At 41.4% G+C, this 17,001-nt stretch carries 11 protein-coding genes and 1 tRNA gene; 7 read left to right on the top strand and 5 right to left on the bottom strand.

What is annotated here, in order from left to right; all coding sequences use genetic code 11:
• Positions 1–109: 109 nt before the first annotated feature.
• Together AAG747_RS12150 and tig are read left to right on the top strand one after the other, a co-directional pair.
• Positions 110–191, top strand: a tRNA-Leu gene (locus tag AAG747_RS12150).
• An 87-nt stretch (positions 192–278) separates the two neighbouring features.
• Positions 279–1,637 carry a trigger factor gene (gene tig, locus AAG747_RS12145; protein WP_346821444.1) on the top strand — a complete coding sequence of 453 codons (1,359 nt, stop codon included), beginning with the start codon at positions 279–281 and terminating at the stop codon, positions 1,635–1,637.
• Positions 1,638–1,752: 115 nt separating this feature from the next.
• Here tig and AAG747_RS12140 read toward each other — a convergent pair whose 3' ends face one another.
• Positions 1,753–1,986, bottom strand: a complete 234-nt coding sequence (locus tag AAG747_RS12140; protein WP_346821443.1) for a hypothetical protein — start codon at positions 1,984–1,986, stop codon at positions 1,753–1,755.
• A gap of 361 nt (positions 1,987–2,347) precedes the next feature.
• Complete coding sequence (locus AAG747_RS12135) at positions 2,348–3,220, bottom strand: sigma-70 family RNA polymerase sigma factor (RefSeq protein ID WP_346821442.1); 873 nt, start codon at positions 3,218–3,220, stop codon at positions 2,348–2,350.
• A gap of 362 nt (positions 3,221–3,582) precedes the next feature.
• Here AAG747_RS12135 and AAG747_RS12130 point away from each other — a divergent pair, with 362 nt between their 5' ends.
• The 3 genes from AAG747_RS12130 (at position 3,583) to AAG747_RS12120 (ending at position 9,984) form a co-directional block, all read left to right on the top strand.
• Positions 3,583–4,335 carry a 3-keto-disaccharide hydrolase gene (locus AAG747_RS12130; RefSeq protein ID WP_346821441.1) on the top strand — a complete coding sequence of 251 codons (753 nt, stop codon included), beginning with the start codon at positions 3,583–3,585 and terminating at the stop codon, positions 4,333–4,335.
• Positions 4,336–4,455: 120 nt separating this feature from the next.
• On the top strand, positions 4,456–7,857 hold the full coding sequence (locus tag AAG747_RS12125) for a ThuA domain-containing protein (protein WP_346821440.1): 3,402 nt from the start codon (positions 4,456–4,458) through the stop codon (positions 7,855–7,857).
• Between the two features lie 246 nt (positions 7,858–8,103).
• Positions 8,104–9,984 carry an ABC transporter ATP-binding protein gene (locus AAG747_RS12120; protein ID WP_346821439.1) on the top strand — a complete coding sequence of 627 codons (1,881 nt, stop codon included), beginning with the start codon at positions 8,104–8,106 and terminating at the stop codon, positions 9,982–9,984.
• Between the two features lie 85 nt (positions 9,985–10,069).
• On the opposite strand, the gene ahcY is transcribed toward AAG747_RS12120, so the two are convergent.
• The 3 genes from ahcY to AAG747_RS12105 form a co-directional block, all read right to left on the bottom strand.
• Entirely contained in the window at positions 10,070–11,380 is a 1,311-nt protein-coding gene (gene ahcY, locus AAG747_RS12115) for an adenosylhomocysteinase (RefSeq protein WP_346821438.1), read from the bottom strand.
• A 115-nt stretch (positions 11,381–11,495) separates the two neighbouring features.
• Positions 11,496–12,269: a 5'/3'-nucleotidase SurE gene (surE, locus tag AAG747_RS12110; RefSeq protein ID WP_346821437.1), complete on the bottom strand. Its 774-nt coding sequence runs from the start codon at positions 12,267–12,269 to the stop codon at positions 11,496–11,498.
• Positions 12,270–12,531: 262 nt separating this feature from the next.
• Positions 12,532–13,260, bottom strand: a complete 729-nt coding sequence (locus AAG747_RS12105) for an NUDIX hydrolase (protein WP_346821436.1) — start codon at positions 13,258–13,260, stop codon at positions 12,532–12,534.
• Between the two features lie 787 nt (positions 13,261–14,047).
• Between AAG747_RS12105 and AAG747_RS12100 the strand changes: the two genes are divergently transcribed.
• Both AAG747_RS12100 and xylA read left to right on the top strand, forming a co-directional pair.
• Positions 14,048–15,535: a xylulokinase gene (locus AAG747_RS12100; protein WP_346821435.1), complete on the top strand. Its 1,488-nt coding sequence runs from the start codon at positions 14,048–14,050 to the stop codon at positions 15,533–15,535.
• Between the two features lie 85 nt (positions 15,536–15,620).
• On the top strand, positions 15,621–16,949 hold the full coding sequence (gene xylA, locus AAG747_RS12095) for a xylose isomerase (protein ID WP_346821434.1): 1,329 nt from the start codon (positions 15,621–15,623) through the stop codon (positions 16,947–16,949).
• The last annotated feature ends 52 nt before the right edge of the window (positions 16,950–17,001 follow it).

The raw sequence follows: 17,001 nt of genomic DNA, 5'->3' as shown, positions 1-17,001 counted from the left end.
AAATAAGTCTTTCAAACAGAGAGAGATATAAAGAAAATGCAAAAAAGACTGGAGGAAAAATTGTGAATTAGAAATTTGTTTATACTTTTGCACTCGCAACAATTGAAAAGCGGATGTGGCGAAATTGGTAGACGCACTAGACTTAGGATCTAGCGCCGCGAGGCATGGGGGTTCGAGTCCCTCCATCCGCACAAGAAGAAACCTTAACTTGGCCATCAAGTTGGGTTTTTTTTATAACTTGTGTAAAAGAATTGTTTTAACCTAAACACTCTATAATCTTGGACATCCAACTCGAGAAACAGTCAGAAGCATACGGTGTTCTGAAGGTCAAAGTAACTGAGGCAGATTACCATCCTGAATTTAATAAGCAACTTAAAGCTTATGGTAAAAAAGTAAACCTCAAGGGCTTTCGGCCGGGTAAGGTTCCTGCCTCATTAATCAAGAAAATGTATGGCAAAGAACTGCTTCAGGAGGTCTTCAATAAGGCAGTTTCTGAGAATTTGCAGAAGTACTTGAAAGAGAACGAAGTAAAACATCTCTTTTATCCTTACTACAAAGGTGAGCCGGTTACTCCAGAAGAATTGCAGGGGGGGATTGAAGAGCTGAATTTGGAGTTCGAAATGTGTTTGACTCCTGAGTTTTCTTATGAGCTGAACAAAAAACAGAAAGTAAAATCTTACGATCTGGAAATTTCGGATGCTGATGTCGAGAAGACCGTTAATAAATTGAAAGAAAGCTATCCTAAAGTATCCCAAGTGGAAGAAATTGCGGAGGAAGATTATGTGAAAGGGGTATTCAAGCAAGTGGATGGAGAATTTGAAAAAGATACTTTGTTGCCCATCGCTACAATGGTGAAAGAGGAGGCAAAAGAGCAGTTTGTGGGAAAGAAAAAAGGTGAGAAAATTGAGTTTACCTTAGAAGAGGTCATCATTGATGCCGGGAAAGTGAAAAACTTGTTCGGCATAGAGTTGGAAGAAGCTGAAAATTTGAAAGGTAAATTCGAATTGGAAGTGACTGAAATCACCCGGAACGAACCTGCGCAATTGGATCAGGATTTCTTTGACATGGTGTTAGGGAAAGATGTGGCGAAGGACGAAACTGAGTTTACTGAGAAACTGAAAGAGCAGTTAAAAAAGAATAATGAAAACGGATTGGAGTCTTTGTTGAACAAAAGAATCCGTGAAAAATTATTGAATAAAATCGAATTTGAACTTCCGGAAGAATTATTAAAGAAGTTCTTAAAAGATTCTTTCAAAGAGGAGTCAACTGAAGAGCAAGTAGAAGAGCAGTATCCTAAGTTTTTGGAGGAAGTGAAGTGGAATGTAATCAGTACACGTTTGTTTGACGATGCTGAGTTGAAAGTAGAAGAGGCGGATATCCGGAGCAAAGCCAAAGAACTGATCCAAAGTAGCTTTATGGGATATGGTATGGCACAGCAGTTTGATGATGAGATGCTGGATGGATTTGTTGACAATTACTTGCGCCATGAGAATGGTAAAAACTATGAGCAAGTTTACAACACCATCTTTAATGAAAAAATTGCCGAGTACGTATCAGGAAAAATAAAAGTAGAGAAGGAAAGTGTTGATTTGGAAAAACTCGAAGAAGTTTTCAAAGAAGAGTTTGGCCAGAACTAAGATTCTTTCTGTACAAAAAAAGAAGGTATCCCATAAGGATACCTTCTTTTTTATGTCATAAGAAAAGGGCTGATTCAAATTGATGAATCAGCCCTTTTTGCATCATTTTCTATGATTACTTTGCCGGGTATAACTTATGGCGAATGTTTTCGATTTTTTCGGCTACTTCTCCGGTTTCGTCCTCTGGGTAGGTGATTTCCAATTGGCGAGGAGGGCCGCCTGCTTGGCCGTATACCCATTCGCTACCTTTATGAACATCTTTGCTAGGAGCCTTGTTGTGTTGTCCGAAACAAGACGCCAATGAAAATAAGGCAATAACTACTGCCACATTTAGCAATCCTTTTTTCATTATTTGATTTTTTTATTCCCTAAAATTATTGAGGAGACAAAATTGTCGAATTATCTATGAACCACCAAACCCAAATGCGAAAAATAAATAGTAAAAAGGGATTATCTCTTACTCCTGGTACTTTGAAGTAAATTAAACTTTTTCTTTTTCCTAAAAAATGTTTCAAAAACGCCTCCTCTGTGTTATTTTTTTCAACAATAGCTTTGGCTATTCTTTTCAAAAAGTGCTTTGAGGAACCGGTTTGGATTCCATTTTCGGTCAAAAACGATACGTGTAAACCACTTCATTATCTAAAAAAATAACCTCCCTTGAGTATAACAAACTGGCAAGGGAGGTTGAAGGTATAAAAAAGACTTAAAGACTATTCCAGGTATTTTGACAACAGCTTGCTGCGAGAGGTATAGCGAAGTTTCCGGATCCCTTTTTCTTTGATTTGACGGACTCTTTCGCGGGTCAGCCCCATGTATTCACCTATTTCTTGTAAGGAGTACGGTTCGCTTCCATCCAAGCCGAAAGCCATTTTGATGACTTGCCGTTCACGGGGAGTCAAAGACCCAAGGGTTCTTTCAATTTCCACCTTCAGGGATTCTTTGTCGACGATATTTTTATCCACTTTGTCGCTGTTGGTATTTTCCAGCACATCCAATAAGGAGCCGCCATCTTCATCACTTCCCAGTGGCGCATCTATCGATACTTGCTTGGTCATGTTGCTAAGGGCATTTTTGATTTCATCCGGACTCATTTCCAATGCATCGGCCAATTCATCATCGGTAGGTTCTCTTTCATACACTTGCTCTAGCTCTGAAGCGACCCGTTTGATTTTACTAATTGTCCCGGTCATGTTAGCAGGCAGTTTTACCATTCGCGTATTATCCGAAAGAGCCTGCATGATAGATTGTCGAATCCACCATACTGCGTAGGATATAAATTTAAACCCCCGGGTTTCATCAAATTTATGTGCTGCTTTTACCAAACCAATATTGCCTTCGTTAATCAAGTCATTCAAGGAAAGGTTTTGGTTCTGGTATTGTTTGGCTACCGAAACCACAAAGCGCAGGTTGGCTTTGGTCAGCTTTTCCAATGCTTTTTGGTCTCCTTGTTTGATTTTTCTCACTAGGTCTACCTCTTCCTGAGCTGTAAGCAATTCTATTTTATTGATTTCCTGAAAGTATTTTTCCAAGGATTCACTTTCTCTCCTATTGGTAATACTTTGTGTTATTTTTAATTGGCGCATTGCATTTAATCGGTTTTTGAGAAGGCTAAAAAATGCTTAACCTTAAAAGCTGTAATGAAATTCGTGAAATTTTATCTATTTACCAAGTGTATTTCTTTATAAACTCCAAAATTAATTTCAAGTTTCGCTTTCGTGATTATTCCTTAAATTTTACCGTAAGTAGTCAGCCTTTCAAACTTGAAAAAAAGAAAAATTCTATCTGAAGTGACACTTTATTAACTGAAAAAAAGGGCGTTTAAGTATAATGCTAAATTCATTGTAAGAATGTAGTTTTATTGGAAATAATTCAAATACAAGGAATTTTTTATATAAATTCGTAAAATCGACAACTATAAATTTTAACTTTTTAAATTGGAAATCCTATGAAGGGAAGTACACTGTTTAGACAATTACCTCTTAAAAAAATCCTATGGGCTTCCGGTCTTTCCGTGGCCTTGATCAGCAGTGCTTGTTCAAAAAAAGAGCAAGAGGATCAGGCAAAAGAATCTGCAAATACGGAAGCACCTATGGAAGAAACCACTACGACCGAATGGATTGATTTGCCTTTAAGCGCCTGGAGAAACTATCACGCGGATACGCTATCTCCTATCTGGGAAGAGGCTGAAGGGGTCATTAGCCTGACCGGTAAAGGCGGTGGTGATATTATCACTCAGGAAAAATTTGAAAACTTTGAACTCAGCCTCGAATGGAAAATTTCCGAAGGTGGAAACAGTGGGGTGTTTTTCAGAGTTGTAGAAGCAGATACGTTGGGAGCGGTGTACTTTTCAGGTCCTGAAATGCAAGTTTTGGATAATGAAAGACACCCCGATGCCCAAATTGATAAACATCGTGCCGGAGATAATTACGATCTACAGGCTTGTACTGAAGAGACGGTAAAACCTGCCGGAGAGTGGAATCAGGCACGCCTAATCGTTAATAACGGGCATGTAGAGCATTGGTTGAACGGTACCAAAGTAGTGGAGTACCAAATTGAAAGCCCGGAGTGGGAAGAACAATTAAAAAACAGTAAATTTACTCAATGGCCGGCTTATGGTAGAAATGCGGTAGGGCATATTGCTTTACAAGACCATGGCGACCAGGTTTGGTTCAGAGATATTAAAATTAAAAGGTTATAACCAATACCCCCCCTTCAGAGGGGAGAGACCTAAAGAACTCCTACTTTTTTCTCTCCCCTTTCAACTATACTACTTGTTTATTATAGGATGCTTTTAGTCCGTTTTTTAACCTCTAATGTGATGAAAATGAAAAAATTACTATGTGTGATTGCATGGGCAATGATAGGGAGTTTATTATGTGCCTCATGTGTAAGAGAGCAAACAAAACAAAAACGCATCCTAGTCTTTTCTAAAACCTCAGGGTTTCGCCACGCATCCATCGGCTCAGGTATTGAGGCTTTGATAAAACTCGGCCACCAGGAAGGCTTTGCCGTTGATACCACGGAAGATGCTTCTTTCTTTGCGGAAGATTCTTTGCAAAGCTACAGTGCAGTAGTATTTCTCAATACCACCGGAGACGTTTTGAATCGCTTTCAACAAGCCGATTTCGAACGCTATATCCAAGCCGGAGGGGGCTTTGTGGGCATTCATGCCGCTACGGATACCGAATATCATTGGCCTTGGTTTAATCAATTAATCGGTGCCTGGTTCAACGGACACCCCTCAAATCCGAATGTCCGTACGGGAATGATTCACCGACACGATAAGCACCACCCTATTACCAAAGACCTGCCGGATTCTTGGGAAAAGAGAGACGAATTTTACGATTTTAAAAATTTTAATGAAGAGGTGGATGTCTTGTTGACCGTGGATGAAAAATCCTATGGTGGAGGCAAGCATGGCGATTTTCACCCGATCACCTGGTGCCATGAATTTGATGGAGGAAGGGCTTTTTATACCAACTTTGGCCATACGGATGAGACCTTTTCCGAGCCGGAGTTCTTAAAGCTTTTACGCAATGGCATTCGTTATGCCATAGGCGATAACCGCTTGGATTACGCAAAAGCGACCTCCTTAAGGGTACCTCCTGAAAATCGCTTTGTCAAAAATATTTTAGCGGATCACCTGGACGAACCCATGGAACTGGAGGTGTTGCCAAATGGCAAAATCCTGTTTGTGGAAAGAAAAGGAGCTGTGAAGTTGTTTGATCCGGCTACGGAGCAGTTGAAAACATTGGCCCAGCTCGATGTACACACTAAATACGAAGATGGTTTGTTAGGGCTTGCTATTGACCCGAAGTTTGATTTTAACGGTTGGCTGTATTTGTTTTATTCGCCTGTTGGAGATGTGCCTAAACAGCATGTATCCCGCTTTTTACTTTCAGGTGACAGTTTGATTTTAGCTTCGGAAAAAGTGCTGTTGGAAATTCCCGTTCAAAGAGATGAATGTTGCCATTCGGCCGGGTCCTTGGAGTTTGGCCCGGATGGAAATTTGTTTATTGCTGTGGGGGATAATACCAGCCCTTTTAATACTAAAGGAATGCAGTTCGATACGCAAGGTTTTGGTCCTATGGACGAGCGGCCCGGCAGAACCCCGTATGATGCTCAACGAACTTCCGGAAATACCCATGATCTTAGGGGTAAGGTATTGAGAATAAATCCTTTGAAGAATGGAAGTTATGCCATTCCCGATGGGAATTTATTTGCGAAGGACGGTTCGGAAGGCAGGCCGGAGATTTATGTAATGGGCTGCCGTAACCCTTACCGTATGGCTATCGATATGAAACGGGGCTGGTTGTATTGGGGAGATGTAGGCCCTGATGCTGCCAATGATGACGAACAAAGGGGTACAAGAGGCTATGATGAAGTAAATCAGGCGAGAGGCCCGGGGAATTTCGGTTGGCCTTATTTTGTGGGAGATAATCAAACCTACCGGAAAATGAATTATGTAACCGGGGAGTTAGGCCCTCTTTTCGACTCCGATCGTCCTGAAAATACCTCTCCCAACAATACCGGTGCACAAATACTGCCACCGGCTCATCCTGCCTTTATTTGGTATCCTTATGCCAAAACAGACCAGTTCCCACATATGAAAGCGGGAGGACGAAATGCCATGGCCGGACCTACTTATTACTATGGCGATTTTGTAGGCTCCAAAAGAAGGCTGCCAAGGTATTATGACCAAAAAGTATTTGTTTACGATTGGATGCGCAACTGGATTCATGCAGTTACATTGGATGAGAAGGGCAATTATTTAAAACAAGAACCCTTTTTAGAATCCTTTAAATTTCAAAATATCGTGGATGTGGTGTTGGCAAAAGACGGGACTTTGTATATGTTGGAATACGGGAAAAACTGGTTTTCGGCCAACCCTGATGCCGTATTGTCTCATATTGATTATGCAGAAGGAAATCGCAATCCGGTTGCCAAAATTCAGGCAGACAAAGTTGTGGGAGCGGCTCCATTTTCGGTGAATTTCAGCGCGGAAAATAGTTTTGATTTTGATGAAAATGACGCCTTGCGTTTTGAGTGGTTCTTTGATGGAACCGGTACGGTGCAATCTGAAAAGGGAAACCCTAATTTTGTGTTTGAAGAACCGGGTATTTATCAAGCCAAAGTAAAAGTATATGACTCTCAAGAGGGTGTTTCTGAGGCAAGCATAGAAATAAAGGTAGGCAATGAACCGCCTGCTATTGCCGTAGAGTTTGTCGGTAACAGCACTTTCTATTGGGGAACAACTGCATTGGATTATCAAGTAAATGTAACGGACAAAGAAGACGGAACTGTGGACCGGAACCAAGTAATGGTTGCATTGGACTATTTGGCAATCGGTAATGACCTGACCTTGATCGAACAAGGGCACCAGCAAAAGTCACAAGCGCTAGACGGAGCCAAATTGATCAAAGAAAATGCCTGTATCTCTTGCCATGCCATTAACGAGCCATCCATTGGCCCCAGTTATATGGAGGTGGCAAAGCGGTACAAGGGGATGGATACGCAAATACCTGTATTGATCAAAAAAATACAGTCAGGAGGTAGTGGAAACTGGGGAGAGAGAATGATGGCGGCTAATCCGCAAATTACGGAGGAGATGGGGGAGGCAATTGTGAAGTATATATTCTCCTTAACCGATGAAAACCAAAGCCTGCCTACTGAGGGAACCTTGCTGTTAGACGAACATGTGAAAACCAATACCTATGGAAAGTATATTTTTACAGCCAGTTATCAAGATCAAGGAGGGGCGATGATTGACCCATTGAAAACGGTGTATAAGAGTGAGTTTCGCTCACCTAGGGTAGAAGCAGAGGAGTATGACGGTTTTAAAAACCTGACGAAACGCAAGCCGGGAGGCACCAATTACATGTTGCTGAAAAATATCCGTTCGGACTCCTATTTTATGTTTAAAAATATTGATTTGACAGGAGTGGACCGGCTTTCCTTACGTACAGGAAGTGTGCATGGACCGGGGTACGTAGTGAAAGTTAGAAAAGATAAACCGGATGGAGAAGTGATAGGTACTGTTGCCATTCCTTATACTTCCGGAGAAGAAACCGATTGGTCAGATTTGGAAGTGAAGTTGAAGGAAGTAAAAGGGAAATGCGATGTATATTTTACGTTTGACTATGAAGGGGAGAATCCGAAAGCGTATGTGACGGTAGATTGGATCTTCTTCCATCAAGCCCATCAAGCCCGGTTAAATTGATTTTGTGTTCGGAACATCCTCTGATAGGGATTCAATAAAATTTTTGTTATGTGATAGTTAGCCTCTGTTCCAGCCTGAAGGTTGTTGGGAATAGGGGCTAACCTTTTCGTAGAAGGCGAATCTTTACCGCTCAGCATAAATAAAACTTTCCGGAGGTTCCTTCTCGTATTCTACTCTTTTGATATACTTCTTCTGGTATATGGTAGTTATAAAGAGTGAACCAGTAATTGTATTTTTTGTATTTCTATGACTATCAGACATCAAACAATCACTCCTGGTAAACTGCTGAAAGTAAAGAACCTTTCGGTTAAATTCCACGCAGAAAAGAGCAGTCCTCCCGCCTTAAAAAATATAAATTTAGAGTTAGGTCAAAGTGAAACAATTGCGATTGTAGGGGAATCAGGTTCGGGAAAAACACTCACTGCTTTGTCAATTTTACAATTGATTAACCAAAAGGCTGCGAAGGTTCAAGGCGAATTGTATTACCAGTCTTCATCTTTTGGAGAAGTGGATTTATTGTCGTTGAACGACTCTCAAATGAAAAAAATCCGGGGAGGGGAAATTTCCATGATCTTTCAAGACCCTACGAGTGCTCTGAACCCTGTACTTACATGTGGAAAACAAGTGAATGAAATGTTTGAAACGCATTTTCAATTAATCTCTACCGAGGCACGAAAAAGAACGCTGGAGTTATTCAGAAAAGTACAACTTGCCCACCCATCACAGGTGTACTCGGCCTATCCTCACCAATTGTCAGGAGGACAACAACAAAGAGTGATGATTGCGATGGCCGTAGCATGCAAACCGAAATTGATCCTGGCAGACGAGCCCACTACAGCCTTGGATGTGACTACTCAGAAAAGCATTTTGGCTTTATTACAAAACCTTTGCCAGGAACAAGGTACCTCTATCGTATTTATCACGCATGACCTGGCCGTAGCTGCTCATATTGCCGAACGCATTATCGTGACTTATCAGGGCGAAATCGTGGAAAAGGGCAGTGTTTGGGATGTGTTTTCAAAGCCCAAGCATCCCTATACCAAAGGTCTTCTGGCTTGCCGGCCAAGGCTTGACTTTAATTTGTCAAAGCTACCGACTCTGAATGATTTTCTTCAAGTAGATGGGCAGCGTCAAGTGGTGAAATACACTCATGTATTTGAGTCATTAAGGCCGAATTTACAGTCCTCTAAAGAGAAATCAATAAAAGCCCAAGTCCTTTCCTCTCAAGAGCCCCTTTTGGAAGTTTGCCATTTGACTACGGTATATCAAAAAAAGAGAGGTTTTTTGCACAAAGTAAAACAGCTAAAAGCCGTGGACGATATCTCATTCAAAATATATCCCAATGAAACCTTAGGGATAGTAGGGGAATCGGGCTGTGGTAAAACTACGCTTGGCAAGAGTATTTTAAGGTTGGTACAAGCTCATAGTGGAAACGTGAAGTATCAGGGAATCGATTTAATGCGTTTGTCGTCCAGAGCCATGCGAAAATACAGGAAAGATTTACAGATCATTTTTCAAGATCCGATTTCCAGTTTGAACCCGCGTATACCAATCGGTGAAGCGATTATGGAACCCATGAAAGTGCACAATATTGGCAAAAATGAGCACGATAGAAGGGGCAAAGCTATGGAGCTATTGGAAGCAGTGCATTTAAACCCGGATTATTTTTACCGCTTTCCGCATGAGTTTTCCGGGGGGCAGAGACAACGCATCAGTATTGCCAGGACATTGGCCGTACAGCCTAAATTCATTATTTGTGATGAGTCGGTATCGGCCTTGGATGTTTCCGTTCAAGCTCAAGTTTTAAATCTCTTAAATGAATTGAAAAACAAATATGATTTGACGTATTTATTTATTTCTCATGATATGTCAGTGATTAAGTTTATCGCAGACCGGGTGATTGTCATGCATCAAGGCAAAGTAGTGGAAGAAAATTATACCGAACCTTTATTTACCAATCCACAAGCAGATTATACCCGGAAGCTTATTCAATCCATTCCCAGTGGCGATTTACTGGAAGTTAAAAAGACCTTGTTTGAACGGAATTTACAAAAAAGCTTTCGGCAAACCACCTCGTTTCAACAAGCGAACAAGCGTTTTCCGGCAAGTGTCAAAATAGAGAAATAAGTATCATCAGAAGTTCTGGAAAGGGAAAAATAAAAGCCCGGCTCTCACAAAGCCGGGCTTATCTTATAATGGGTACCGAGGTACATTAATAACGGTAATATTCAGGTTTGAAAGGGCCTTGTGGTTTTACACCAATATAAGCAGCTTGTTCTTCACTCAGTTCATCTAACTCTACACCGATTTTTGCCAGGTGTAATTTTGCTACTTTTTCGTCCAGGTGTTTTGGCAGAGTGTACACCTTATTTTCGTATTTGTCACTGTGGTTCCACAACTCAAGTTGCGCCAAGGTTTGGTTGGTGAAAGAGTTTGACATGACAAAAGAAGGATGGCCTGTGGCACAACCCAAATTCACCAATCTACCTTCAGCTAATAGGATGATTTCGTTGCCCTCTACATTATAGACATCCACTTGAGGTTTTACCGTGTATTTTGAATCACCGTAGTTTTCTTCCAACCAGCTTACTTGGATTTCATTGTCAAAGTGACCGATGTTACAAACGATGGTTTTGTCTTTCATCGCCTTGAAATGCTCTGCTTTTACAATGTCTTTGTTTCCGGTAGCCGTCACCACGATATCTGCTTTAGAGATAGCATTTACCATCTTCTTCACTTCAAAGCCATCCATGGCAGCTTGCAAAGCACAAATAGGGTCGATCTCAGTAACAATGACTCTTGCCCCAGCTCCTCTTAAAGAGGCAGCAGATCCTTTTCCAACATCGCCATAACCGGCAACAACGGCTACTTTTCCGGCCAACATTACATCCGTAGCTCTGCGAATGGCATCCACACAAGACTCTTTACAACCGTATTTGTTGTCAAATTTTGATTTGGTTACAGAGTCGTTTACGTTGATGGCAGGGATAGGAAGGGTTCCGTTCGTCATGCGCTCATACAAACGGTGCACACCGGTAGTAGTTTCTTCCGAAAGTCCTTTGATGCCGCTAACCAATTCGGGATATTTATCCAAAACCATATTGGTTAAGTCACCTCCATCGTCCAGGATCATATTCAGGGGTTTTCTGTCTTCTCCGAAGAACAACGTTTGCTCAATGCACCATTCGAATTCTTCTTCTGACATCCCTTTCCATGCATATACGGGAACACCTGTTGCCGCAATTGCTGCAGCCGCTTGGTCTTGCGTAGAGAAAATATTACAAGAAGACCAAGTGACTTCAGCGCCTAGTTCTACTAGGGTTTCAATCAAAACAGCCGTTTGAATGGTCATGTGCAAACAACCGGCAATCCGTGCACCTTTTAGGGGCTTTTCGTTTTTGTACTCTTCGCGGAGAGACATCAGGCCAGGCATTTCTGCTTCTGCCAAGTGGATTTCTTTTCGGCCCCAATCCGCCAATGCTATATCTTTTACTTTGTAAGGAATATAAGTTACTTCAGCCATTTGATATATAAATTTTATAAGTTCTTTACAGTAGATTAAAGTAGGTAGAAATCCTGTAAAGTAATATTTTTATTTAAATTATTTTTTGCAAAAATAATGCTTCCGTCTGCTAATTTCAAATTTCCCACTTCTCATTCATTTCAGAGATGGCTTGATGGGCCGTCATATCGTATTTTACAGGTACAATCGAAATATAGTTATTTTCGATTGCCCATATATCGGTATCACTTCCTTCGTCTTGGTAAATAAAATCACCGGTCAGCCAGAGGTATTTTCTACCATAAGGATCAACGCGTTCATCAAAGTTTTCCTGCCATTTGGCTTTTGCCTGCCGGCATGTCTTTACTCCTTTAATTTCTTCTTTGTTCCGTGCCGGTAAGTTGACATTCAAAGTGGTGCCTTGCGGAATGCCTTTTTCCAAGGCTTGAATTGCAATATTTTTTACCCACTGATATGTGTGAGAGAAGTCGGCCTCTCGGTCATAATCACACAGGGAGAATCCTATGGCGGGCATCCCTTCAATTCCCGCTTCAATGGCGGCAGACATGGTTCCGGAGTACAATACGCTTACCGAAGCATTGCTTCCATGGTTGATGCCACTCACCACCAAGTTGGGAACCCGGCCGTTCAAAATATAATTTTTAGCCAGTTTGATACAGTCTGCCGGAGTGCCGGAGCATTCGTAAGCTTCAACACCTGGGAAGATATCAGACTTGTAGCATTTTAACGGGTCATTTATCGTAATGGCATGGCCCATTCCCGACTGGGGGCTATCAGGGGCGACAACGACCACATCTCCTAGCTCCTGCATCCATTCTACCAGGTGCCGGATACCTTTCGCTGTGATCCCATCATCGTTTGAAATGAGTATTAAAGGTTGGTTAGCCATATAAAAAAATAATTAGACTGATTCGAGAGCAAAGCTAGTTCGAATTTATGGCAAAGCCTATTTTTTGACGTTGTAAATTCCCCCTGCGAAGTCGTTCTTCGTTGGGGGAATATTTCATAGTGCTATTTTCCTTTTGTGCTTTGGAAAGGAGACAAATAAATGGGGTCTGCTAGTCGGCTTTCCATTTGAATAAGCAACTGCAAGGGCTCAGAATGTCGAGTTTTCTATATAGGGCCACTATGATTTGTCTTTAAGAGCAGGGTTAAAATTCAAAATTGAACCCCTCTTTTTTCAAACGGTTATAAACGCTTTCATCAAATCGGTAAAGGTTGGCCGCCCGGTGAGAGACATTTTGTTGCTTTTCCTTACAATCGATTATCAAATTCATTTTCATGATTTTTCGCCTGAAGTTGGGCTTGTCCAATTTTACCTCTAAAATCGCTTCGTAAAGTTCCTGTAATTGGAGTAAAGTGAATTTTTCGGGAAGCAAGTTAAACCCGATGGGCTCGTGCCTGACTTTGAGTTTTAAATATTCATAACCAAAGCGTAAGATGCGGTTGTGATCGTAGAGCAAGTCGGGAAGTTGTTGAATATCAAACCATTTGGCATCTGCAGCAGTAAACCCTGGGTGCAATTCATAATTTTCGGACTGAATCAAAGCAAAAAAGGCAATGGTAATCACGCGCTTACCCGGATAGCGATCTGTGTTTCCAAAAGCTTGTAATTGCTCCAGATAAACGTCTTTTACACCAGTCAAATGCTCCAACAAACGGTATGCAGCACTATCTAGATGTTCATTGTATTTGATCCAACCTCCAGGCAAAGCCCATTTCCCTTTTCCAATTCCCTCTCCGTGTTTTACAAGGAGTATTTGTAAATGGCTGTTTTTAAAACTAAAAATAACACAGTCAATTGAGAGGGCTTCAATAATTTTGTCCGGATATTGAGTCTCAGAAATAAAATTTTGGCCTGTTTTGGTTTTACTATCCACTATCCCTTTATGGTTTTGATTCCTTCTTCAAATTTGCCGCAATATCTTGATTGTTGATGAATTTACAAAAAATCAGCACGGATGATATTTTTTTAGAAAGGATTCTTATACGGATTCAATTATTTATGCTAACTTATACCTAGTTATAAGGAGTGGCTTCTTGGTTTTTAAATGCTATCAATCCAAGCTGTCTCTAAAGAGGGTGTCAGAGTCTACTATAAAAGTCACCCTTTGAAAATTTTTAAACGAAAAACCAATCCTTTTTTGAGAGGCAGAGTACCGGGTTTGAAGTTTTCTCCTTTCTTATGCTCCATACACTCCAAAATATTGATTCCGATATTCATTTCGTAAATCCTTATGGAATGAATGTACCTTTTGATGATGCTGAAATTTTACCTGAATAAAATAATCCTACACAAGAATTCATAGGAACCAGTTGATTAGTTGGAAATAAAAATATATACTTGTTGTATAAATGACTATAAGCTGCGTAGCTTTACTTTTAAGTCTTTTAGAACTGGGTAAAGTTGATGACAGCCGGATCACGGAATTCTGATTATTTAACTTATCATACTTTTTGAAAAAAAGAGGTGTGATAAGATAAAATACAATAATCGCTATGCTTGGAGAAGGTCCCTTCGCTTATCTGAAGGGGCCTTACTTAACTGGTGTATATGCCTTTTATAAAATGCGAAAAATCAGCATTGGGTTAATGTATGAGATTATAAAGTATTGATAACAAGCAAATAAGCTTCTTTTATAAATAAAAAAGGACTGGTATTTAACTATGTGGTTTTTAGGAATTGATATTGGAAGCTCTTCGGTAAAATTAAGTTTATTCGATGGCGAAGCAGGCAAGAGAATCGCTTCCGTAATTTATCCGGAGGAAGAAATGGAAATTGTCAGCCCTCAATCAGGTTGGGCTGAGCAAGATCCCGAGCTCTGGTGGGATTGTGTCAAAAAAGGGTGCCGGAAGTTATTTACCCATAATTATGACCCTGCATCTGTATCAGGTATTGGGATTTCGTATCAGATGCATGGATTGGTATTGGTAGACAAACAACAACGTGTGTTGCGACCTGCCATTATCTGGTGTGATAGCCGGGCTATCCAAACCGGAGAACAGGCATTTCAAACTACAGGCGTGGAATGGTGCCAACAGCATTTGTTAAACTCTCCGGGAAATTTTACGGCTTCCAAACTCAAGTGGGTAAAAGAGCATGAACCGGTGTTGTATCAACAAATACATAAGATGATGCTACCGGGAGACTTTATTGCCATGAAACTTTCCGGAGAGATCACCACTACAGCCTCCGGTTTATCGGAAGGTGTTTTATGGGATTTTCGGGGAAAACAATTGGCTAACAGGTTATTGGAGAAGATGGAACTTGACGAACGCCTGATTCCGGAAAGGGTTCCTACCTTGGGTTGGCAGGGAAAGGTGACGGCTGAAGCAGCCGAAAGTTTGGGGATTAAACCAGGGGTGCCAATTGTTTACCGGGCGGGAGATCAGCCTAATAATGCATTTTCATTGAATGTGTTGCAACCGGGTGAATTGGCGGCCACTGCCGGAACTTCCGGAGTCATTTATGCCGTCACGGAAAAACCGGTTGCCGATCCCGAATCGAGAGTAAATACATTTTTGCATGTATCGGATACTCCGGAAGCGGCCCGGAACGGTGTTTTATTATGTGTCAACGGTACGGGCATTTTGTATAGTTGGTTGAAAAAGAACTTGCAAGGAGAAGGGCAACTCAGTTATGAGCGATTAAACGCTTTAGCGGCTGAGGTTCCGGCAGGTGCAGGAGGGTTAAGTTGTTTTCCTTTTGGCAATGGAGCCGAACGGATGCTGAACAACCGGATAGTAACTGCTCGTTGGGAAGGACTCAACTTCAACCTGCATCAACGGGGGCATTTGGCAAGGGCCGCTCAAGAGGGGATTGTGTTTGCTTTAAATTATGGCTTTGAGGTATTAAAAGAACTGGGTGTGCACAGCCAAACTGTTCGGGCGGGTCAGGCAAATATGTTTTTAAGTCCGGTATTTAGAAATGCATTTGTCAATACGACTGGTACGGTGCTCGAGCTTTATGAGACGGATGGTGCAGAAGGAGCTGCCAGGGCTGCGGCTTTAGGTGCAGGATATTTCAAAAGTTATACAGAAGCATTTCAATCTTTGACCTGTCTTTCAAGGTACGAACCGGGTGTGGAAGCTGCTATGTATCAGGAGTTGTATCAATCCTGGAAAGAGCGCTTGAAAGAAATACTTACCCAATAGTGATATACTACAGGTGAATAGGGGAGATGCCGGATACAATTCAGAGAGTTAAGGAAATTTTTTAATCATATAAAGTAAATAGAAGATGAGTGTACTAATCGGAAATAAAGAATACTTCGCAGGCATAGACAAAATTCAATACGAAGGAAAGGAGTCGGATAATCCGTTGGCATTCAAGTACTATAATGAAAACGAAGTGGTGGCCGGTAAAACGATGAAAGAACATTTTCGCTTTGCTTGTGCGTACTGGCATACCTTCTGTAATACCGGGGATGATCCTTTTGGTGTGGGCACTAAGCGTTTCCCTTGGTTGGAAAATAATGATCCCGAGCAACAGGCCAGGGACAAGATGGATGCTGCGTTTGAATTTATTACTAAGTTAGGTGTTCCTTATTACTGTTTTCACGATTATGATTTGGTAGCTGAAGGGGGATCGTTGGCAGAGTCGGGAAAAAGACTACAAAGCATCGTAGAATATGCCAAAGAAAAACAGGCTGCTTCAGGAGTGAAATTGCTTTGGGGAACTGCCAACTTGTTCGGGCATCCTCGCTATATGAACGGGGCTGCTACCAATCCCGATTTCCATACGCTGGCTTACGCGGGAGCACAAGTGCAAAATGCCCTGGATGCAACCATCGCTTTGGACGGAGAAAATTACGTGTTCTGGGGTGGTAGAGAAGGGTATATGAGCTTGTTGAATACGGATATGAAGCGAGAACAAGAGCACTTTGCTACGTTTTTGCATATGGCGAAAGACTATGCCCGTAAAAACGGGTTTACAGGGAGCTTCTTTATAGAACCCAAGCCCATGGAACCTACCAAGCATCAATATGATTTTGATGCCGCTACAGTGGTGGGATTTTTAAGAGAATACGGCTTGGAAAAAGATTTTAAATTAAACGTTGAAGTTAATCATGCTACCTTGGCAAGTCATACGTTCCAACATGAATTGCAAGTGGCTGCAAATGCAGGAATGTTAGGAAGTATGGATGCCAACCGGGGAGACTATCAAAACCAATGGGATACGGACCAGTTTCCAAACAACTTATATGAAGTCGTAGAGACCATGCTGGTGTTGTTGGAGAGTGGAGGCTTTCAAGGTGGAGGAATCAACTTTGATGCAAAAGTCAGAAGAAACTCAACCGACCTTGCCGATATTTTTTATGCTCATATAGGTGGGATGGATATTTTTGCCCGGTCATTGATCATTGCAGACCGTATACTGACAGAGTCCCCTTATAAGCAGTTGAGAACAGCGCGTTATCAGTCCTTTGATACGGGTTTGGGAAAAGCGTTTGAAAAGAAAGAGTTACAACTGGAAGATTTAACCGGATTGGTGCTGGAAAAAGGAGAGCCTCAGCAGATCAGCGGTAAACAAGAATTGTTTGAAAACCTGATCAACCAATTTATTTAACCAACAAAAAATCTATAAGAAAACCCCTTCCAGGTTATATAACCTGGAAGGG

Origin of the sequence: Rapidithrix thailandica, from assembly GCF_039710355.1 — a bacterium.
Taxonomy (GTDB): domain Bacteria; phylum Bacteroidota; class Bacteroidia; order Cytophagales; family Flammeovirgaceae; genus Rapidithrix; species Rapidithrix thailandica.
This window is presented reverse-complemented; position numbering and strand designations above follow the sequence as displayed.